At 68.0% G+C, this 20,381-nt stretch carries 16 protein-coding genes and 1 tRNA gene; 9 read left to right on the forward strand and 8 right to left on the reverse strand.

Features of this window, described 5'->3' with window-relative positions; translation table 11 throughout:
- Window positions 1-22: 22 nt before the first annotated feature.
- A complete protein-coding gene (locus tag C8258_RS29165) occupies window positions 23-1,120 on the forward strand; it encodes an ADP-ribosylglycohydrolase family protein (RefSeq protein ID WP_106957888.1) in 1,098 nt (365 codons plus the stop codon).
- An 11-nt stretch (window positions 1,121-1,131) separates the two neighbouring features.
- Here C8258_RS29165 and C8258_RS29170 read toward each other — a convergent pair whose 3' ends face one another.
- The 3 genes from C8258_RS29170 to C8258_RS29180 all read right to left on the reverse strand — a co-directional run bounded on the left by C8258_RS29170 (window position 1,132) and on the right by C8258_RS29180 (window position 4,684).
- Entirely contained in the window at window positions 1,132-2,778 is a 1,647-nt protein-coding gene (locus C8258_RS29170) for a fatty acyl-AMP ligase (protein ID WP_106957889.1), read from the reverse strand.
- A 148-nt stretch (window positions 2,779-2,926) separates the two neighbouring features.
- On the reverse strand, window positions 2,927-4,114 hold the full coding sequence (locus tag C8258_RS29175) for an aminotransferase class V-fold PLP-dependent enzyme (RefSeq protein ID WP_106957890.1): 1,188 nt from the start codon (window positions 4,112-4,114) through the stop codon (window positions 2,927-2,929).
- A gap of 18 nt (window positions 4,115-4,132) precedes the next feature.
- Window positions 4,133-4,684: a TetR/AcrR family transcriptional regulator gene (locus tag C8258_RS29180; RefSeq protein WP_106957891.1), complete on the reverse strand. Its 552-nt coding sequence runs from the start codon at window positions 4,682-4,684 to the stop codon at window positions 4,133-4,135.
- A 144-nt stretch (window positions 4,685-4,828) separates the two neighbouring features.
- Between C8258_RS29180 and C8258_RS29185 the strand changes: the two genes are divergently transcribed.
- The 5 genes from C8258_RS29185 (at window position 4,829) to egtD (ending at window position 10,513) form a co-directional block, all read left to right on the forward strand.
- Window positions 4,829-5,803, forward strand: coding sequence for a zinc-binding dehydrogenase (locus C8258_RS29185; protein ID WP_106957892.1), 975 nt, complete (start codon window positions 4,829-4,831; stop codon window positions 5,801-5,803).
- A gap of 202 nt (window positions 5,804-6,005) precedes the next feature.
- Window positions 6,006-7,292, forward strand: coding sequence for an ergothioneine biosynthesis glutamate--cysteine ligase EgtA (gene egtA, locus C8258_RS29190; RefSeq protein ID WP_106957893.1), 1,287 nt, complete (start codon window positions 6,006-6,008; stop codon window positions 7,290-7,292).
- 70 nt (window positions 7,293-7,362) lie between these two features.
- Complete coding sequence (gene egtB / locus C8258_RS29195; RefSeq protein WP_106957894.1) at window positions 7,363-8,700, forward strand: ergothioneine biosynthesis protein EgtB; 1,338 nt, start codon at window positions 7,363-7,365, stop codon at window positions 8,698-8,700.
- Window positions 8,700-9,545 carry an ergothioneine biosynthesis protein EgtC gene (egtC, locus tag C8258_RS29200; protein ID WP_106957895.1) on the forward strand — a complete coding sequence of 282 codons (846 nt, stop codon included), beginning with the start codon at window positions 8,700-8,702 and terminating at the stop codon, window positions 9,543-9,545. Before egtB ends, egtC begins: the two co-directional genes overlap by 1 nt.
- A complete protein-coding gene (gene egtD, locus C8258_RS29205; RefSeq protein WP_106957896.1) occupies window positions 9,542-10,513 on the forward strand; it encodes an L-histidine N(alpha)-methyltransferase in 972 nt (323 codons plus the stop codon). Before egtC ends, egtD begins: the two co-directional genes overlap by 4 nt.
- Before the next feature lie 27 nt (window positions 10,514-10,540).
- Here egtD and C8258_RS29210 read toward each other — a convergent pair whose 3' ends face one another.
- The 5 genes from C8258_RS29210 to C8258_RS29230 form a co-directional block, all read right to left on the reverse strand.
- The gene (locus C8258_RS29210; RefSeq protein ID WP_036505166.1) at window positions 10,541-11,176 is read right to left on the reverse strand and encodes a DUF2461 domain-containing protein; all 636 of its coding nucleotides are present in this window, start codon (window positions 11,174-11,176) and stop codon (window positions 10,541-10,543) included.
- A 61-nt stretch (window positions 11,177-11,237) separates the two neighbouring features.
- On the reverse strand, window positions 11,238-11,552 hold the full coding sequence (locus tag C8258_RS29215; protein ID WP_051025008.1) for a hypothetical protein: 315 nt from the start codon (window positions 11,550-11,552) through the stop codon (window positions 11,238-11,240).
- Between the two features lie 287 nt (window positions 11,553-11,839).
- The gene (locus C8258_RS29220; protein ID WP_030515237.1) at window positions 11,840-12,820 is read right to left on the reverse strand and encodes a ribose-phosphate diphosphokinase; all 981 of its coding nucleotides are present in this window, start codon (window positions 12,818-12,820) and stop codon (window positions 11,840-11,842) included.
- A complete protein-coding gene (gene glmU / locus C8258_RS29225; protein WP_106957897.1) occupies window positions 12,817-14,307 on the reverse strand; it encodes a bifunctional UDP-N-acetylglucosamine diphosphorylase/glucosamine-1-phosphate N-acetyltransferase GlmU in 1,491 nt (496 codons plus the stop codon). Before glmU ends, C8258_RS29220 begins: the two co-directional genes overlap by 4 nt.
- A gap of 201 nt (window positions 14,308-14,508) precedes the next feature.
- Window positions 14,509-14,579 (reverse strand) — tRNA-Gln (locus C8258_RS29230).
- Window positions 14,580-14,885: 306 nt separating this feature from the next.
- Here C8258_RS29230 and C8258_RS29235 point away from each other — a divergent pair.
- The 3 genes from C8258_RS29235 (at window position 14,886) to mfd (ending at window position 20,316) form a co-directional block, all read left to right on the forward strand.
- The gene (locus C8258_RS29235) at window positions 14,886-15,539 is read left to right on the forward strand and encodes a TetR/AcrR family transcriptional regulator (protein WP_063006735.1); all 654 of its coding nucleotides are present in this window, start codon (window positions 14,886-14,888) and stop codon (window positions 15,537-15,539) included.
- Between the two features lie 216 nt (window positions 15,540-15,755).
- Window positions 15,756-16,403: a TetR/AcrR family transcriptional regulator gene (locus C8258_RS29240; protein WP_040721767.1), complete on the forward strand. Its 648-nt coding sequence runs from the start codon at window positions 15,756-15,758 to the stop codon at window positions 16,401-16,403.
- A gap of 298 nt (window positions 16,404-16,701) precedes the next feature.
- Window positions 16,702-20,316: a transcription-repair coupling factor gene (gene mfd / locus C8258_RS29245; protein WP_106957898.1), complete on the forward strand. Its 3,615-nt coding sequence runs from the start codon at window positions 16,702-16,704 to the stop codon at window positions 20,314-20,316.
- Window positions 20,317-20,381 lie beyond the last annotated feature (65 nt).

Genomic DNA, 20,381 nt, shown 5'->3' on the forward strand with positions numbered 1-20,381 from the left:
TCCTCTGCGAAGATCGGTGGCCGTGCAGGACTACACGACGATTTTCGATCGGTATCGGGGCACCCTGCTGGGCGGGGCGGTCGGTGATGCGCTGGGCTGGCCGATCGAATTCCTGAAACTGGAACAGATCCGCGACCGGTTCGGGCCCGACGGGCTCACCGGATTCGCCCCGGCGGCAGACGAATCCGCGCCCAGGCAGATCACCGACGATACCCAGATGACGCTGTTCACCGCCGAGGGACTGCTGCGGTGTGCGCCGGGGGCGGATCCGGCGCCGGTGCTGCGCCACGCCTATCTGCGCTGGCTGCGGACTCAACGCGAACACGCGCCCGACCCGCGTCCCGACGGCTGGCTGGCGAGTCTGCCCTATCTGTACGCGGTGCGCGCACCGGGCAACGCGTGTATGGGCGGGCTGAACCGGCAGGCGCAGAGTTTTCGCGAACCACATCCCTTCGGCGTCCCGGGTCCGGTGAACGAGGATTCCAAGGGATGCGGCACGGTCATGCGGTCCGCGCCGTTCGGATTGGCCGCCCTGGGTCCCGAGGCCGCCTTCGAGGCGTCGGCGCGGTGTGCCCAGCTCACCCACGGCCATCCCACCGGATATCTGGCCGCCGGGGCGTTCGCCGCCCTGATCGACCGGCTCGTGAACGGCGCGGATCTGCGAACGGCGGTGCAGGACACCACGAGTCAGGTCGAGGCGGTGGCCGGTGGCGCGGAAACCGCCGCCGCCCTGCGCAAGGCCGTGGCCGCCGCCGACGCGGGCGCCGGAACCTCGGAGGGCGTGGAACAGGTGGGCGCGGGCTGGGTCGCCGAGGAATGTCTGGCCGTCGGGGTCTACTGCGCGCTGGATGCCGAGCGGACCGGGGATGTGCGCCGCGCATTCCTGTTGTCGGTCAACCACTCCGGTGATTCCGATTCCACCGGTGCGGTGGCCGGCAATATCCTCGGCGCCCGCCACGGCCTCGACGCGCTGCCGCTGGATTGGTGCGGTGCGGTCGAGGGCCGCGACGATCTGGCCCGCGTCGCCGACGATCTGGTCGCCGCTTTCGTGTACCGGGACCGGAACCCCCTCGGCGATCGCTATCCGGTGGACGCGTCGGAAGATCCGGTACCGCGGTAACTCTCGTGCGATCAGGTCAGATGCGCCGCGGTGGCGGAGCGGCGCAACTTGCCGGAGGACGTCTTCGGCAGTGCGCCCGGGCCGAGGACGGTGACGCTGCGCGGGCGGGCGCCGACCGCGGTGAAGACCTCGTGCACGACGTCGTGCTCGATCCGGCGCACCGTCTCGGGATCCTGAAAGTCGTTGCTCTCCACCACGACCGCGAAACTCTCGCGTTTCTGCCCGGCGTCCAGGCGCACCGCGACCGCGTTGCCCGGCCGCACCCCGGCGACGCGCAGCGCGGCCCGTTCGATATCGGTCGGGAAGATGTTGCGCCCGCCCATGATGATCACGTCCTTGATCCGGCCGCAGACCACCACGGATCCGTCTTCGGTCACGTAGCCGATATCGCCGGTGTCGAGCCAGCCCTCGGCGTCGCGAGCGGGCCGGAAGCCCTCGACGGTCACATATCCGGCGGTGACCGCGGGCCCCCGCACCTCGAGCACGCCCACCGTTCGGGTCGGCAACGGCCGGTGTTCGTCGTCGACCACCCGGATCTCGAGATTGTCCACCGGGCGGCCCAGCAGCGGCAGCCGGCGCAGATTGCCGTGATGGGCCGCCGGATCCGTCGCCGGAACCGCCTTGCCGAGCGCCTCGAGCAGATCCGCGTCGACGATGTCGACGACCTGCCCGACGCCCGGATCCGGAATCGACACCGCCAGCGTCGTTTCGGCCATGCCGTACACCGGCGTGAGCGCGGACGCGCTGAGCCCGAAACGTTTCCCGGCCGCCGCGAGGGCGTCCATCGTGTCGGGATCGACCGGTTCGGCGCCGTTCCACATGTACCGTACGCTGCTCAGATCCACGATGCCGTCCTCGGCGCGCGCCAAGCGGCGGGTCAGCAGCGAATAGGCGAAATTGGGTGCGGCCGTGACCGTTCCGCGGTATTTCGAGATCAGTTCGGCCCACAGGATCGGCCGTTTCAGGAAATCCATCGGCGTCACACAGACCACCTCGGCGCCCAATTGCATCGGCACGCTGAGGAATCCGACCATGCCCATATCGTGGAACAGCGGCAGCCAGCTGACCATCACGTCCTGATCGAGCTGGAACTTCACCCGATCGAACATGGCATACGCGTTGACGTAGAAGTTCTCGTGGGTGATTCGCACCGCCTTCGGCGATCCGGTGGAACCGGAGGTCAGCTGCTGGAGCGCGATATCGGATTCCTCGGTCGGCACCGGATCGGTGTCGGGTCCGGTGGCCAGCTCGTCGGTCAGGACCACGGTGATGCCGCGTTCGGCCAGCAGCGGCGCCGCCACCTCGAACGGCGCGCCCAGCACCACCGCGCGGGCCTCGATCATCCGCAGCACGGTCTCGGTGTCGCGGGCCCACAGTTGCAGATCCGTGCGCGGCGTCGGCTGATGCAGCATCGTGATCGACGCCCCGCGCATCCAGATCGCCTGGCAGGCCGGCGCGATATCGGCGGGCATACCCGCCAGCACACCGACGGCGTCGCCGTGCTCGATCCCGGCCGCCGCGAGCCCGCCGGCCATTCGCCGGGCGAGGCGGTGGATCTCGTCCCAATCCCGGCGTAGCGGCGTCTCCGGCTCCCCGGTGATCAGCCCCCGGCGGGAACGTTGTGCGGTCGCGAACATTTCCTCGGTGAACCGGCTCACCCTCGAACTCCCGTCTCCACCCGACCGGCGGTCGGCACATCTGCACTATCTCGGTGCGCGGGCGCGGCGTTAGCCGGCGCCGGAGCGTGATCGTTTCAGCGTCGCACTACGAATAACACGATGAAAATCGGAACTCGGTTCGGCCGCCTCAACCCGCGAGGCGGTCGACGGCCTCGAGGAAGCGATCGAGCTCCTCGAGGGTGACGAAGCAGTGCGGCGAGGCTCGCACCACCGATTCGAGCCGCCGCGCGGACATGTCGAGCAACGTGGAGCTACGGTAGCTGACCGTCACCGTGATGTCGGCGGCACGCAGCGTCTCGCGCACCTCGCCCGGATCGACGCCGTCGACGGTGAACGAGACGATGCCGGAATGTTCGGTTCCCAGGTCCCGCACCGTGATTCCCCGGATCGACGGCAGATTCTCGCGCAGATGCCGCGCCTTGGCGGCGACATCGGCATAGACGTTCTCCGGTCCCAGATCCAGCAGGTAGTTCACCGCCGCGCCGAGGCCCAGTCGCGCCGCCACGTCGCATTCCCAGAATTCGAAGCGGCTCGCATCGGAGGCCACACGGTAGTCCTGCGGCCCGGTCCACGCGGCGCTGTGCAGATCGAGACGGCTGGGTTCGAGTTCGCGGCAGACGTCCGGGTGGACGTAGAGGAAGCCGGTGCCGCGTGGGCCGCGCAACCACTTCCGGCCGGTGGCCGACATGGCATCGACGCCCAGCTCGGCGACGTCGATGCCGATCTGACCGGCGGATTGGCAGGCGTCCAGCAGGACCAGCGCACCGACGCGATGGGCGATGCGGGTGGCCTCGGCGACCGGGTTGACCAGCCCGCCGTTGGTGGGGGCGTGCAGCAGCGAGACGATCTTCACACGGTCGTCGAGCATGCTGTCGAGGGCCACCAGGTCGATCTGCCCGGTCTCGTCGCTGGGAATGGCCTCCACGGTCGCACCCGCCGCCCGCGCCCGCTGCAGGGCCGCGATCACATTGCTGGCGTAGTCCGAACCCGAGACCAGAATGCGATCGCCGGGCCGCAGCGGTACGGCGTAGAAGAAATCCGACCAGGAACGGGAGGCGCTGTCGCTCAGGGCGATCGCCGAGGCGTCGGCGTTGATCAGCGTGGCGATCGCGGTCTTGACCGCCGCCAGATCGTCGAGCCGCTCCGAGGCGGCGCGATATCCGCCGATCTCGGCCTCGCGCCGCAGATGCGCCACGGCGGTGTCCACGACGATCCGCGGAGGTAGCGAGGACCCCGCGCTGTCGAGGAAGACCGGCGGCGGTCCGGCGGTGTCGTAGGCGGGGATATCGGCGCGCAGGCGGTCGCTATCGAGCACCCTGTCGACGGTAGGCCATCACCGACCGTCGCCGCCCGACGCCGTCCCGAGAACGGCCCGTATCAGCTGCGCGGACTCCGCGGCCATCTGTTCCGGCGGGCACGGCCGGCCGTTGTCGAGCCACCACACGATCGACTGGACGAACATCGCCGCGACGATGCCGGGCACGAACGCCGTCGCGGACTGTCCCGGGAGATGGGTGCTGGACATGGCCGCGAGGGTGGTGCGCATGCGGTCGGCGAACCACGGACTTCCCTTGCGGCCCAGCAACGCCGCGTACAGCCGGTGATAGCGGTCGATATGGGCGAAGAATCCGGCCCAGCGCTGTTCGGGCGTGCGCTCCGCGTCCGGATCGCCGGCGGTCATCTCCGCCATCGCCTCGTCGAAGATCTGCTCGACGAGTTCGTACTTGTCGCGATAGTTGCGGTAGAACGCGGCCCTGCTGACCATCGCCCGGGTGGTGAGTTCGCCGACCGTGATCCGGTCGAAGCCACGCTCTTCGATCGCCTCGATCAACGCCTGCCGCAGCAGGGTGCGAGTGCGCACGACGCGCACGTTCTGCTGAGACATTTTCGGCTCCTTGTCTGTTTCGGGACAGATCCGCCGAGATGAATCTTGTCGTGACACAGGGAGTTTCGGAGGCTGGACAGTGCGTTCGGAACGAGACAGGTTGTCTCGTTCCGAAACCCTACCTGCGAAACGAGAGAAGATGCCATGCGTGCTGTACGGGTGACGGAGTTCGGCAATCCCGAGGTGCTGGTTCTGGCGGAAGCCGCGGAACCGGAACTCGCTGCCGGGCAGGTCCTGGTGGAGGTCGAGCGGGCCGGTGTGGCCTTCGGCGACGTGATCGTGCGATCCGGCCGGTATCCGCTACCGCTGCCGTGGATCCCGGGGCTGGAGGTCGGCGGGCGGGTCGTCGGCCTCGGTGCGGGGGTTGATCCGGCGCTGCTCGGCCGGACGGTGGTGGCGACGACGGTCGGCCAGGCCGGCGGATACGCCGAACTGGCCTTGGCCCCGGCGGCATATACCTTCCCGGTACCGGACGGTCTGCATCCCGAGGTCGCGCTCACCGTGTTCCAATCCGGTGCGGTGGCGCGCGGCCTGCTCGCGGCGATGGCGGTGCGGCCCGCGGAGACGGTGCTGGTCACAGCGGCCGCGGGCCGGATCGGTTCGATGCTGGTACAGACCGCGAAGGCGGCGGGCGCGCGGGTGATCGGCGTGTCGAGTGCCGCGAAGACGGCCGCCGTCGCGGAATTCGGCGCCGATCACGCCCTGGATTACGGGTCCGGGGACTGGGCAGAGGGGGTGCGCGCGCTCACCGGCGGCCGGGGCGTGGATGTCGTGCTCGACGCGGTCGGCGGCGCGGTCGCCGCGCAGGCCATTGCCGCGGCCGCCGATGGGGCGGGCCGGATCGGCCTGTACGGCTTCGCCTCCGGCGACCGGGCGGCACTCGACGCCCTCACCGTGGCCCAGCGGGGGCTGACGGTGACCGGTGCGCTCGGTGTCGTCATTCGCAAGTCCGATGCCGAACAGCGGGCCGACGCCGAACAGGCCCTTGCCGCGGCGGTGCGCGGCGAACTCGTACCCCGCATCCACGCCCGGCTGCCGCTCGCGGCGGCCGCGACCGCGCACAGGGAGCTGGAACAGCGGCGTTCGGTGGGGGCGGTGGTACTGGTGGTACGGCCGTGACCGGCATGTTCACCGTTTCGACGGATTCTGTGTCGGTGGGCGCGGCTACCCTGGTTCGAGCGACGGAAGAACCGGGCGCGGTCTCTCGTTGCACTGCTACACGCAATACCGGCACTCGGTCGATGCGGCACTGTCGCCGATATCGGCTCCGGGTGGGCGGAACGCGGTGGGTGATCCCCCGCAGGCTCGAGCGGAGGTTGGCATGGCGGTAACGGTGGACAAGGCGCCGGCCGGGTTGGGTGCCGGTTTGTCTTCGCGCGCCGCGGCGGAGGCCTATGTGGGAGGTGTCTGTTTCAAACAGGGCCCGCCCACGTTGATCGGTGCCGAACTGGAGTGGCTCACCGCTCGCGGGGAGCTGTCGGCGCCGGATTCGCGTCCGCGTTTGTCGATGTTCGCGGATGCGCTGGGTCCTTATGCCCCACAGTCTGTTTCGCCCGATTCACCCGCCAAAGTACTTCCCGGTGGCAGCCGGATCACCCTCGAACCCGGTGGCCAGATCGAACTGTCCAGCGCCCCCTTCGCCGATGCCGCGCAACTCTGCGCCCGGCTGCTCGAGGATTCTCGCTTTCTCTCCGACTTGCTCGAAACCCGATCCATCCGAACGTATTCCGCGGCCGCCGATGCCGGTCGGCAGGCCCGCCGGGTGCTTCGCCTGCCGCGTTATCGCGCGATGGAACGGGCGTTCGCGGGCGTCGGCCCGTACGGCAAGCTGATGATGTGCAATACCGCCGCCACGCAGGTCAGCGTGGACGCGGGGGCCGATCCCGCCGAGATCGCGGCCCGCTGGAACGCGCTGTATGCGGTCGGACCGGCCCTGGTGGCGGCCTTCGCCTGTTCCCCGGATCTGCACGGTGCTCCCACCGGCGCCTGGGCGTCGCAGCGGATGCGCACCTGGCTGCGGCTCGATCACGCCCGCACCCGGCCGCCCGTCCGGAGCTGGGCCGATCCGCTCACCGACTACGGCCGCTGGGCGCTGGACACCCCGCTGCTGTGCGTGCGGCGCGGCCCCGCCGAGGCGGATTGGACGGCGCCGCCGGGTGCCACCTTCGCGGATTGGCTGTGCGGCGCGCTCGACGACGAGATCGGTCGCCGCCCGGAGGTCGAGGACCTCGACTACCACCTGACCACGGTCTTTCCTCCCGTGCGGGCGTCCGGGCATCTGGAGGTCCGCTATCTGGACGCACAGCCGGGTGATCAGTGGACCGTGCCGGTCCACGTCGTCGATGCGCTGATGTCGACGCCGGCGGTGGTCGCGGAGGCGACCGCGCTGGCCGAACCGGTCGCCGACGAATGGGCCTCGGCCGCCCGCTGTGGCCTGGCCGACCCCCAGATCCGTTCCGTCGCGGTCGAACTGCTGACCCTCGCCACCGAGCATGCCCGCAGCGACGAGGCCATCGAGCAGATCTGCGCCGCGGTGCGGCGATGTCGCGGCGGCCGGATGCCGGACGGGGAGGTCGCCCGTTGCGCACCCGCCGAGACAGCCGAATGAGTACGACCGGCGACGCGCACCGCAGGACGGTGCGACGAGGCAGCCGGGCACGATCCCTGGGAGAGCACCGATGACCCTTCACACCGGAACCGATCACGCCGCGACGGAGCGATTACGCGCACAGATCGCGGAGGTCTTGATCCGCGCCCGCGCCCGCACGACGATCCTGACCGAGGCGGTGGACGAGGCCGAGCTGGTGGCCCAGCATTCGCCGCTGATGAGCCCGCTGGTGTGGGATCTTGCGCATATCGGCAACCAGGAGGAACTGTGGCTGGTCCGCGATGTCGGCGGGCGTGAGCCGGTCCGGGCCGATATCGACCACCTCTACGACGCCTTCCGGCATGCCCGCGCCGACCGCCCCGCGCTTCCGCTGCTGGATCCGGCGCAGGCACGTGGGTACGTGGGCACCGTGCGGGACAAGGTGCTGGATGTGTTGAATTCCAGTCCGTTGCACGGAAACCGACTGGTGGACAGTGGTTTCGCCTTCGGCATGATCGCCCAGCACGAACAGCAGCACGACGAGACCATGCTCGCCACCCATCAGCTGCGCGCCGGCGCCGCGGTGCTGACCGCCGCGCCCGCACCGGCCGCGCGCGTGGCGGTCGGCGACGAAGTCGTCGTTCCCGCGGGCGAATTCACCATGGGCACCTCCTCGGATCCGTGGGCCCTCGACAACGAGCGGCCCGAACATCGCGTGCACCTGCCCGGCTTCGCGATCGATGCGGCGCCGGTGACGAATGCGCAATATCTGGCGTTCATCGAGGACGGTGGCTATCACCGGCCCGAGCTGTGGTCACAGCGGGGCTGGGCCCACCGGGTGGAGGCCGATCTGACCGCGCCGCAGTTCTGGGAGCGCGACAGCGACAATCGCCGGTGGCGACGAACTTTCGGAACGCCGGCGCCGGTGCGCCCGCAGCAGCCGGTGGTGCACGTGTGCTGGTTCGAGGCCGAGGCCTACGCCAACTGGGTGGGTAAGCGCTTGCCCACCGAGGCCGAATGGGAGAAGGCCGCGCGGTTCGATCCGGCCACCGGGCGATCCCGTCGATATCCGTGGGGCGACGCCGAACCCGACGACACCACCGCCAATCTGGGGCAGCGCCATCTGGAACCGGCCGATGTCGGCGCCTATCCGGCCGGTGCGTCGCCGTCCGGGGTGCATCAGCTGATCGGCGACGTATGGGAATGGACCGCTTCGGGTTTCGAGCCGTATCCCGGATTCGCCGCCTTCCCCTACCGCGAATATTCCGAGGTGTTCTTCGGCGGTGACTACCGCGTCCTGCGCGGCGGATCCTTCGGCACCGACCCGGTCGCCTGCCGCAGTACCTTCCGCAACTGGGACCACCCGATCCGCCGGCAGATCTTCTCCGGCTTCCGCCTCGCCCGCGACCTGCGACCGGACGAGCGCTGATGTGCCGACATCTCGGCTATCTGGGACCACCGGCTCCGGTCGGTGAACTGCTCACTCGCGGAACGCATTCGCTGCGCACCCAGTCGTGGGCGCCGAACGATATGCGTCACGGGGGAACCGTCAATGCCGACGGTTTCGGGGTCGCGTGGTGGACCGGCGAAGGAGCCGCGAGCCGCTACCGCAATGCCGCGCCGATCTGGACCGACCCCGCGGTGGAGGAGGTGCTGCCGCAACTGTCCTCACCCGCGGTGCTGGCCGCGGTGCGTTCGGCCACGATCGGCATGCCGGTGGAGCGGACCGCCTGCGCCCCGTTCACCGACGGCGGATGGGCGTTCAGTCACAACGGCGTGATTCAGAACTGGCGCACGGTGTTGCCCGTGGTGGCAAAGCAATTCGGGTCGCCGGATCTGCTGGATGCCGAATCCGCGACCGATTCCGCCGCGCTCTGGGTGGTGCTGCGCGCCGCCTTGGACGGAATCGGCGCACTGTCGTCGTCGTTCGAGGGACGCAGCGAGTCCGACGCCCGGCTCCGGGCCGTCGCGGCGGCCGTGTCGGCGACGGTGCGCGCCGTACTGGCGCAGGCGCCGAGCGCGCGGCTGAACCTGCTACTCGGGAACGGCGAAACACTGTGGGCGACAACTATTCACCACTCGCTGTCGGTGCTGGTCACCGACGAGGTCGCGGTGGTTTCCTCCGAACCGTACGACGACGATCCACGCTGGCAGGCCATCACCGATCGGCAGATGGTGACGGTGCGGCCCGGTCTTCTCGTGGTCGAGCCGCTGGACGCAGCACAACCCACTCTCTCCGCAGGACCTGATGAATCCGAAAGGGCCCGTTCATGAGCGAACCGACGCTGGACATCCATCTCACCGACGACGATCTCGACGCAGCCCTGCGGTCGGACGCTCGGACCGGACTCACCGCCGATCCGAAGACGTTGCCGCCGAAGTGGTTCTACGACGCGCGCGGTAGCGAACTGTTCGAAGCGATCACCGAACTTCCGGAGTACTATCCGACCCGCACGGAGCGCGCGCTGCTGGAGCGCGTGGTCGGCGATATCGCGCGCACCGCCCAGGCCGAGGTGCTGGTGGAGCTGGGCGCCGGCTCGGCGGCCAAGACGCGTCTGCTGCTGTCGGCCCTGTTGTCCGAGGGTCCGCTGAAAACCTACGTGCCGCAGGATGTGTCGCTCTCCGCACTGCGCGGTGCCGCCGAGCAGATCGGTACCGAATTCCCGAATCTCGCGGTGCACGGGGTGGTCAGTGATTTCACCGAAACCCTGCACAATCTCCCCCGCGGTGGTCGGCGGATGATCGCATTCCTGGGCGGCACCATCGGCAATCTGGTCCCGCAGGAGCGAGCCGAATTCCTGGCCGGCATTCAGCAGGTCCTCGAGCCGGGTGAGCAGCTGCTGCTCGGGGCCGGCCTGGTCACCGATCCGGCGGTGCTGGTGCCCGCCTACGACGATGCCGCGGGCGTGACGGCCGAATTCAATCGAAATGTCCTGCATGTGTTGAACTCTCGGCTGCATGCCGACTTCGACCCGGAAGCCTTCGCGCACATCGCGCATTGGGACGCGGAGAACGAGTGGATCGAGATGCGGTTGGCGGCGACCCGGGATATGACGGTCACCGTTGCCGATCTGGACCTGGTCGTGGACTTCGCGCAGGGTGAGCAGATGCGCACCGAGATCTCGGCCAAGTTCCGCGTGGACGGCCTCGGCCGGGAATTGGACAGCGCCGGATTCGCCACCGAAGAGGTATGGACCGATTCGGCCGAGCGTTTCGTGCTGGTCCTGGCCGAACGACGCTGATCGCCCGGCCCGGATTGTCCGTCGAGGTCAGTTGCCGATGACCGCGGCCAGCCACTCGACGACGGGCCGCAGATCCTCCCACGCGGCCCGGACTTCGGTGGCGGCGCGGGGTGTTTCCAGCCAGGGCGGTGCGCCGAAGTCCTTGTGGACCACCAGGGATTTGTGACGTAGCAGGTCGATGCGTGGATGGTCGGCGGGAAAACCCTTGGGCCGGGTCTTCAGTTGCTCCCCGCCGATCACATAGCCGACCGCCGCCACACCGTCCAGCAGCGCCCGCAATTCGTGACCGCGCACCTCGTCGTCGATGGTGGTGCGCAGTCGCGCCAGCTGCTCGGGGGTCGGCGCGTACACCCCACCGGCCACGTACAGTCCGGGCGCGCCGATCTGGACGTACCAGCCCGCTCCCGGGGCGGTGCGGACCACCGCGCCCTGATGGTCCTTGTAGGGCGCCTTGTTCTTGGAGAACCGCACATCGCGATACGGCCGGAAGATCTTCGCCGGTCCGAAGTCGTTCTCCAGTTCCGTGGTCAGTGCCACCATCGGCGCCCGCACGGACTGCTCGTAGACATGCTTGTTGGCGGTCCAGAAAGCCTTCGAGTTGTCGGCTTCCAGATCCTCGTAGAAGTCGAGCCCGGCGAACGGGAACCCCGCGAATCCGCTCATACCGCCAACTTAGCGACCGCCGCGGACATGGTCCGCCGCACCCGCTCCGACCGGCCGCCGCTCAGTCACCCGGTTCGTCGACCACCTCGATGGCGGCGACTTCGGCGGGCCGCTCGTCCTCGTCGCGCAATTCCTGACGATGCCGGCGCCGAGTCCATTCCTGGTCGAGTTCGCTGCGGATCCCCAGGCGACCGTCGTCGTCGTTCTCGTGATACCGGATCTCCAGATCGGCAGGCGGATCGTCGATGTAGCGCTGATATTCGCGGATCTCGTCGGCCTGTTCATCGTCCCCGAGGTCGTAATCCAGGTCTTCGCGCTCGTCATCGCCCATCTCGAACACCTCGTCCATCAACGGGTAAGTGTCGTCGTCGGCCATCCTCAGCCCACCTCTCTCGCAGGCCGGCGCACCCTGCACATTCGCGGTGCACCCTACAACCAACGCTACCGCTGATCCCGAAAGAAGAGGAGGGAACAACCGCCAATACAAATCAGTCGCCCCGACGGATAGTCACCCGACGGAACGACTGATTTCACAAGAACATGGGTAACTCCCCGGGCACGCCCGAAAACCGACACGCACCCAACGAGAGACCGACGGCCAACCCATCGCCCACCCAACGACACGCTGAATACGCGGAGAGGCGGGGGAGCGAGGCGGGGGAGCTAGGCGGAGCCGTTGAACAGGCCGGTGACCGAGCCGTTCTCGAAGACCTCCCGGATCGTCCGCGCCAGCAGCGGGGCGATCGACAGCACGGTCAGCGACGGGAACTTCTTGTCCTCGGTGATCGGCAGGGTGTTGGTGACGATGACTTCCTTGGCGCCGCAGGAGGCGAGGCGCTCGGCCGCGGGGGAGGACAGCACGCCGTGGGTGGCGGCGATGACCACATCGCCGGCTCCGGCCTCGCGCAGCACGCGTACGGCCTCGGCGATGGTGCCACCGGTGTCGATCATGTCGTCGATCAGGATGCAGGTGCGGCCCGCGACGTCACCGACGGGACGATGCGACTTGACCTGGTTCGGCACCAGCGGATCGCGGGTCTTGTGGATGAACGCCACCGGCGCGCCACCGAGCGCGTCGGCCCACTTCTCGGCCACCTTCACGCGACCGGCGTCGGGCGAGACGATGGTGACGTTCTCGGTGCTGTAGTGGTTGCGCACGTACTCCGACAGCTGGACCAGGGCGTGCATGTGGTCCACCGGGCCGTCGAAGAAGCCCTGGATCTGATCGGTGTGCAGGTCGACGGTGATGATGCGGTCCGCACCGGCGGTCTTGAGCAGATCGGCGACCAGGCGGGCGGAGATGGGCTCGCGACCGCGGTGCTTCTTGTCCTGGCGGGCGTAGGGGTAGAACGGCAGGACGGCGGTGATCCGCTTGGCCGAACCGCGCTTGAGCGCATCGATCATGATGAGCTGTTCCATCAGCCACTGGTTCAACGGAGCCGGAAAGCTCTGCAGCACAAAGGCATCCGAGCCGCGCACCGACTCTTCGAAGCGAACGAAGATCTCGCCGTTGGCGAACTCGCGGGCGGTTTGCGGCGTGATCGCGACGTCGAGTTCCTTCGCGACCTGCTCGGCCAGTTCGGGGTGAGCGCGCCCCGAGAACAGCATCAGGTTCTTCTGGTTATCGGTGGAGAACGCGGTCACTCTGTGTTGCCATCCTTTTGCTCGGTTGCCTGACTCGCTCTGTCATCGGCCGCGATCGCCTCCGCCGCCGCCTGCGCCGCGGCCGTCCCGGGACGATACCGCTGCACCCAGCCCTCAATGTTCTTCTGTGCCCCGCCGGATACTGCCAGCGCTCCCGGCGGAACATTTCTACGCAGCACAGTACCCGCTGCCGAATATGCGCCATCGCCCACGGTCACCGGCGCGACGAACATCGTGTCGCTGCCGGTGCGCACATGCGAACCGACGACGGTGTGGTGTTTCTTCACGCCGTCGTAGTTGACGAACACGCTCGATGCGCCGATGTTGCTGTACTCGCCGATGGTGGCGTCACCGACGTAGGTCAGGTGGGGGACCTTCGAATGCGCGCCGATCGAGGCGTTCTTGGTCTCCACGAAGGCGCCGATCTTGCCGGATTCGCCGACGATCGTCCCCGGGCGCAGATAGGCGAACGGCCCGATCGTGGCGGCGGCGGCGATGGTGGCGCCCTCGCCGTGGGTCCGGACCACCTTCGCGCCCTCGCCGACGAGCACATCGGTCAGGGTCGAATCGGGTCCCACCTCGGCATCCTCGCCGATCACGGTGTTACCGAGCAGCTGGACCCCGGGGCGCAGCACCGCGTCGCGGCCGATGCGCACACTCGCGTCCACCCAGGTCGTGGCCGGATCGATGACGGTGACTCCGGCGCGCATATGGCGCTCGAGGATGTAGCGGTTCAGGGTGCGGGCCGCCTGAGCCATCTGCACCCGGTCGTTGACGCCGGTGACCTTGGCGGCATCGACCAGGCGCGCGCCGTGCACCGGATGGCCGGCCTCGCGTGCCAGCTTCAGGACATCGGTCAGATACAGCTCGTGCTGGGCGTTGGCGGTCGTCAGCCGGTTGATCATCGTCCGCAGCACGGTGACGTCGAAAACGTAGACGCCGGAATTGACTTCGTTGATCGCCGCCTGCTCCGGGGTCGCATCGGCGTGTTCGACGATCTCGAGGACGCCGCCGTCGGGATCGCGCACGATCCGGCCGTAACCGTTCGGATCCTCGGGAACGAAGGTGAGAACCGTGACCGCGGAACGCGGTTGATAACTGCGATGCTCGTCCAGCAGCGCCGAGAGAGTGTGCCCGTCCAGCAGCGGCACATCGGCGGAGGTCACCAGCAGATCCCCGGTGAAGTCCGCGGGCAGCGCCGACAGGGCGCACTGCACCGCGTGCCCGGTACCCAGCTGCTGTTCCTGTACCGCGGAGGTGATCTCGCGACCCAGTTCTGCCGCAACGGAATTCACCGCGGCGCCGACCTGTTCGCGGTCGTGGCCGATCACCGTGATCAGGTCGGTGGGGTCGATCTCGTTCGCCGCGTGCAGGGCGTGCTCGAGCATGCTGCGCCCGGCGAGCGAATGCAGCACTTTCGGTGTCTTGGACCGCATTCGAGTTCCGGCACCGGCGGCAAGAACGACGACGGCGGTCTGCTGTGGCATGGATCTCCCTCGGCTGCCTGTCATCGTGCTGGTCTGCGCTGTCTTTTGCCTGCGGCTGTCTCTGCCCGCGCCGGGCCTTCGCAGGCTCGGTCTGCGGCGGGCTCGGCGGCTGGCCGTCCGCCCACACCCTAGTCCACCCGGGCCTGAGCACCGGCTCGGGGCTTTGCCCGATATTCACGCAGGTCACAGCCCCATCGCCAGCTCCGCCGCCAGGACTCGAACCTGAACTAACTGAACCAAAATCAGTGGTGCTGCCATTACACTACGGCGGATCGTCGCACCGATGAACCCCATGGATCCACCGCTGCGCCACGGCATGCGCGCAATATCCTCGCACGTTTCCCCACCGCTTCGCGAATTACGGGCAGATTTTCCCGCGCGGGTCGCGGGTCGGCAAGAGTGCCCGGTCGCGGTCGGGTAAATTTGCGCAACGCAACATCTGATTTCGAAAGCACATGGGTAACTCGTCGGGCACGCCCTGACCTCGGGTCGTCGCCGACCGCCGGCCCGGCCGAGAAATCTCCAGACACCTACGACCGGCAAGATTCCCGGAGAGGCGGGGGAGAGAGGCGGGGGAGATGACTTCGGGCGACCCGATACGGGCGCCGCGTCCGCGGATGACCGGAACGCAGCGCCGGCAGCAGTTGATCGAGATCGGCCGGGCGCTGTTCGCCGAACGAGGCTACGACGCCACCTCCATCGAGGAGATCGCCCAGCGCGCCCAGGTGTCGAAACCCGTTGTGTACGAACACTTCGGCGGTAAAGAAGGCCTCTACGCGGTGGTCGTCGACCGCGAGATGTCGACGCTGCTGGACATGATCACCTCGTCGCTGACCCAGAACCGCTCCCGCGTCCGGCTGGAACAGGTCGCCCTCGCGCTGCTGACCTATATCGAGGAGCGCACCGACGGTTTCCGCATCCTGATGCGTGATCAGCCCGCCTCGGCCGCCGCCGGCACCTATTCGAGCCTGCTGAACGAGGCGGTCAACCAGGTCGCGCACATCCTCGCCGGCGATTTCGAACGCCGCGACTTCGACACCAGTCTCGCCACTCTCTACGCGCAGGCCCTGGTGGGCATGGTCGCCACCGCCGCCACCTGGTGGCTCGACGAACGGCAGCCGTCCAAAGAGGTGGTAGCCGCGCATTTGGTGAACCTGTGCTGGAACGGGCTCACCCACCTCGAGGCCGATCCGCAGCTCGGCTCCGAATGGCCGAGCACGACACCCGGCTGACCGGCGGTGGCCACGCCGGGGGGTAATAGGGGACCGAACTGGACGGTTAGCCCATTGTTTGCGAAGGAGACTGGTCTTAATGCTCGATTCCGCTGGCGACGGCCGGTCGGATGGTACGGTTCACCCATCCTTCAAGTGCTGTTCGAGCTGTGATGTCGGTCAACTTCGGGATATCGGTCTACTTCAGGATGGCTGGTTTGAGGACAGGCGGATCTGATGGCTAGGCAAGCGCGTGCGGAAATCACCCGCGATTCGGTGCTGGCAGGCGCGGCCGACGTCTTTCTGCGACTCGGTTACGCGAATGCGAGCCTCAGCGAGATCATCTCGCAATCCAACGTCACCAAAGGCGCACTGTACTTCCACTTCGGATCCAAGGAAGAACTGGCGCGCGCCGTGGTCGACCAGGGCAACGAACGACTGCGCGGCGCCTGTCAGGGCTTCTTCGACCCGCGCGTACCCGCACTCGAAGCCGCCATCGGCATCACCTACGTCGTCGCCGACCTCACCATGAACGATCCGATGGTCGGCGCGATGCTCAAACTCACCCACCAGATCGGCGACTACCGCGGCGCCTCGGGCGAGAACATCACCAAGACCTGGGGCGAAACCCAGATCCTGCTCGCGGAGCGGGCCATCGCGCAGGGCGACCTCAAACCCGACCTCGACCCCGAAACGATCGGTCTTCTCCTGCAGGAGATGACCGCCGGAGTCCACATCACCGCCGTCGGCACCGAATCCATCGACCAGATGGCGGTGCGCATGGAACGCATGTGGTACTTCCTGCTGCCCTCGATCGTGCCGGACGAGAAGGTGGCCTATTTTCGGGAGTTCGCGGCGCGGCGGTTGCGTCGCTACGTGCCGTAATTTTGGCCTGCGCTTCGCTCCGGCGGGGTCTCGGCCCTCTGGGCCTCGATTTTTCACTTCTCCGCTCAGTCGCTGCGCTCCCTCGCTCCGTCGCTCCAAAATCGAGGCGGGCCGAGACCCACCAAGGTGTACGGCTCGTAGAAGTACGCCTTGGTGGTATTTCTTCGGGTATTGGTGTGCCCCGCACGCGCTGGTCGCGCGGACGGTGGCGGGGACCACCGTGCTGGCGGCACATTCGCGTGACTAGACTCGATTGGTCGCTCTGAAATCGCCGATCTGTGCAGCGGGAGTTTCTTTCATGCCGAGCCATCGCCCACCTCTTGCGGGACTGGCCGAGGTGGCCGGTGCCGATGCCGCGCTGAGCCAGGTTCGGGAACTGATCGGGCGCTCCTCGGTGCAGCTGGTCGCGCCGTCGGCGGTCCGGCCGTTCGTGGCGGCGACCGTCGCGGCCGCGCGGCCGCTGGTGGTGGTGACCGCCACCGGGCGCGAGGCCGACGATCTGACCGTCGAGTTGAGCGAGATCATCGGCGATCGGGTCGCGCTGTTCCCGTCCTGGGAGACACTGCCGCACGAGCGGCTGTCGCCCAGTGCCGACACCGTGGGCCGGCGGTTGCAGGTGCTGCGGCGGCTGGCGCATCCGGAGGATCCGGGCCATCCGGAACCGCTGCAGGTGGTGGTGACCACGGTCCGGTCGCTGATGCAGCCGATGGCCCCGGGACTTGGTGAGATCGAACCCATCGTGCTGCGCGTCGGTGCCGAATTCGATTTCGACGAATTGACCACGCGGCTGGTCGAATTCGCTTACGAGCGCGCCGATATGGTCGGCAAGCGCGGCGAATTCGCGGTCCGCGGCGGCATTCTCGACATCTTCCCGCCCACCGCCGATCATCCGGTGCGCGTGGAATTCTGGGGCGACGAGATCAGTGAACTGCGCGCGTTCTCCGTCGCCGATCAGCGTTCGCTCACCGAGGTCGAGGTGGATCTCGTTGTGGCACAGCCCTGCCGGGAACTGCTGCTGACCGAGGACCTGCGCGAATCGGCGGCGAAGGTGGCCGCGGACAATCCGGCCGATGCGGCGCTGGTCGAGATGCTGGAGAAGCTGGCGCAGGGCATTCCGGTGGAGGGGATGGAGGCGCTGCTGCCGGTGCTGCGGCCTGGTGAGCTGCAGTTGCTCACCGATGTGGTGACGACGCAATCGCATGTGCTGCTGTGCGATCCGGAGAAGATCCGCACCCGCGCCGCCGATCTGGTCCGCACCGGACAGGAATTCCTCGAGGCGTCGTGGACGGCCGCGTCCTTCGGCGGAGCGGCGCCCTTGGGCGCGCACGGGCTGGATTTGGCGTCCTCGGCGTATCGCGGGTTGGACGTCGTGCGGGCCGATGCCGAGGCGCGCGGGTTGCCGTGGTGGACGCTGAGCCCGCTGGCCGCCGACGATCCCGCGGAGGTCGTGTTGCCCGTGCTGTCGGCGCCGGCGGCCCGCGGCTCGGAGGAGTTGGTCGCGACCGTCTTCGCCTCGTTGCGCGCGCACGTCACCACCGGGGGACGCGCGGTCATCGTGGTCGCGGGACACGGTACGGCACAACGCATTCAGGAGCGGCTCGCCGATGCCGAGGTTCCGGCCGCGGCGCTCGAGCCGGGCGCCGAACCGGTGCGTGGGCTGGTCGGTGTGCTGTGCGGTTCGCTGCACGACGGCATCGTGTTCGACGACGCGAAACTGGTCGTCATCGCCGAATCCGATCTGACCGGCAACCGCGTCACCGCGCCCGGTGAGGGCAAGAAACTTCCCGCTCGGCGGCGCAATCAGGTCGATCCGCTGGCGCTGAGTTCCGGCGATATGGTCGTGCACGATCAGCACGGCATCGGCCGGTTCGTGGAGATGATCGAACGCACCGTCGGTGGCGCGCGACGCGAATATCTGGTCATCGAGTACGCGCCCAGTAAGCGCGGTCAGCCCGGCGACCGGTTGTACGTGCCGATGGATTCGCTGGACCAGCTCTCCCGCTACGTGGGCGGGGAGATGCCGAGTCTGTCCAAACTCGGCGGATCCGACTGGGCGAATACGAAACGCAAGGCGCGCAAGGCCGTTCGCGAGATCGCCACCGAACTCGTGCAGTTGTACGCCGCGCGCCAAGCCGCGCCCGGTCACGCGTTCGCCTCCGATACGCCGTGGCAGCAGGAGATGGAGGACGCCTTCGCGTTCACCGAGACCCACGATCAGCTCACCGCCATCGCCGAGGTGAAGGCCGATATGGAACGCCCCGTGCCGATGGACCGGGTGATCTGCGGCGACGTCGGTTACGGCAAGACCGAGATCGCGGTGCGGGCGGCGTTCAAGGCGGTTCAGGACGGTAAGCAGGTCGCGGTGCTGGTGCCGACCACGCTGCTGGCACAGCAACATCTGCAGACCTTCACCGAACGCGTCGCCGGATTCCCGGTCAGGGTGAAGGGCCTGTCGCGCTTCACCGACCCGGCCGAATCGCGCGAGGTGATCGACGGCATGGCCACCGGTGAGGTCGACATCGTGGTCGGTACGCACCGGCTGCTGCAGACCGGTCTGCGGTGGAAGGAACTCGGCCTCGTGATCATCGACGAGGAACAGCGATTCGGCGTCGAGCACAAGGAACACATCAAGGCGCTGCGCACCCACGTCGACGTGCTGACCATGTCGGCCACTCCGATTCCGCGCACTCTGGAGATGAGCCTGGCCGGAATCCGCGAGATGTCGACCATCCTCACCCCGCCCGAGGAGCGCCACCCGGTCCTGACCTATGTCGGCGGCTACAACGACAAACAGGTCGCCGCGGCCGTGCGCCGCGAATTGCTGCGCGACGGCCAGGTCTTCTACGTGCACAACCGCGTGTCCTCGATCGACAAGGCCGCCCAGCGAATTCGCGATCTGGTGCCCGAGGCGCGGGTCGCGGTGGCGCACGGCCAGATGAACGAGGACACCCTGGAGAAGACCGTGCAGGGCTTCTGGGAGCGCGAATTCGACGTGCTGGTGTGCACCACGATCATCGAAACCGGTCTGGACATCTCCAACGCCAATACGCTGATCGTCGAACGGGCCGACACCCTGGGCCTTTCGCAGCTGCACCAGCTGCGCGGCCGGGTCGGGCGCAGCCGGGAACGCGGATACGCCTACTTCCTGTATCCGGCCGAGAAGCCGCTCACCGAAACGGCCTACGACCGCCTGGCCACCATCTCGCAGAACTCCGATCTCGGCGCGGGTATGGCCGTGGCGATGAAGGACCTCGAAATCCGCGGCGCCGGAAACGTTCTCGGTGCCGAACAGTCCGGCCATGTCGCCGGCGTCGGTTTCGATCTGTATGTGCGACTGGTCGGTGAGGCGGTGGAGGCCTATCGCGCCGCCGCCGACGGCCGCCCGATCACGACCGAGGAAGAGGCCAAGGAGGTGCGGATCGACCTGCCGGTGGATGCGCACATTCCGCCCGACTACATCGCCAGCGACCGGCTGCGGCTGGAGGCATACCGCAAACTGGCTGCGGCACAGGATGATTCGGCGCTCGCCGCCGTGGTGGAGGAGCTCGTCGACCGGTACGGCCCGCTGCCGGTGGAGGTCGGCCGGTTGGTGTCGGTCGCGAAGTTGCGACTGCTGTGCCGCGAGTACGGCATCCAGGAGGTTGGCGTCACGGGCACCACACTGAAGGTGTCGCCGCTGCAACTGCCCGATTCGAAGCAGATGCGGCTCAAGCGGCTGTATCCGAGTGCGAGCTATCGGCCCACCACCGGCATCGTGCAGCTGCCGCTGCCCCGCGTGGAGGACAGCGTGGGCGCGGCGCGGGTGCGCGATGTGCAGTTGTTGCAGTTCGTCGCCGATCTGCTGCTGGCGCTCGACGGGAAGCCGAAGGGCATGGTCGATCTCGTGGTGCGCGCGGAGGTCGCGGTCGGGTGAGGGAGGTCGGGGGCGAGCGCCCGTCGGGTGGATCCGACGACGCCGCGGCTGATTCCGCACGGGTC

The organism is Nocardia sp. MDA0666, assembly GCF_003023875.1.
GTDB lineage: Bacteria > Actinomycetota > Actinomycetes > Mycobacteriales > Mycobacteriaceae > Nocardia > Nocardia aobensis.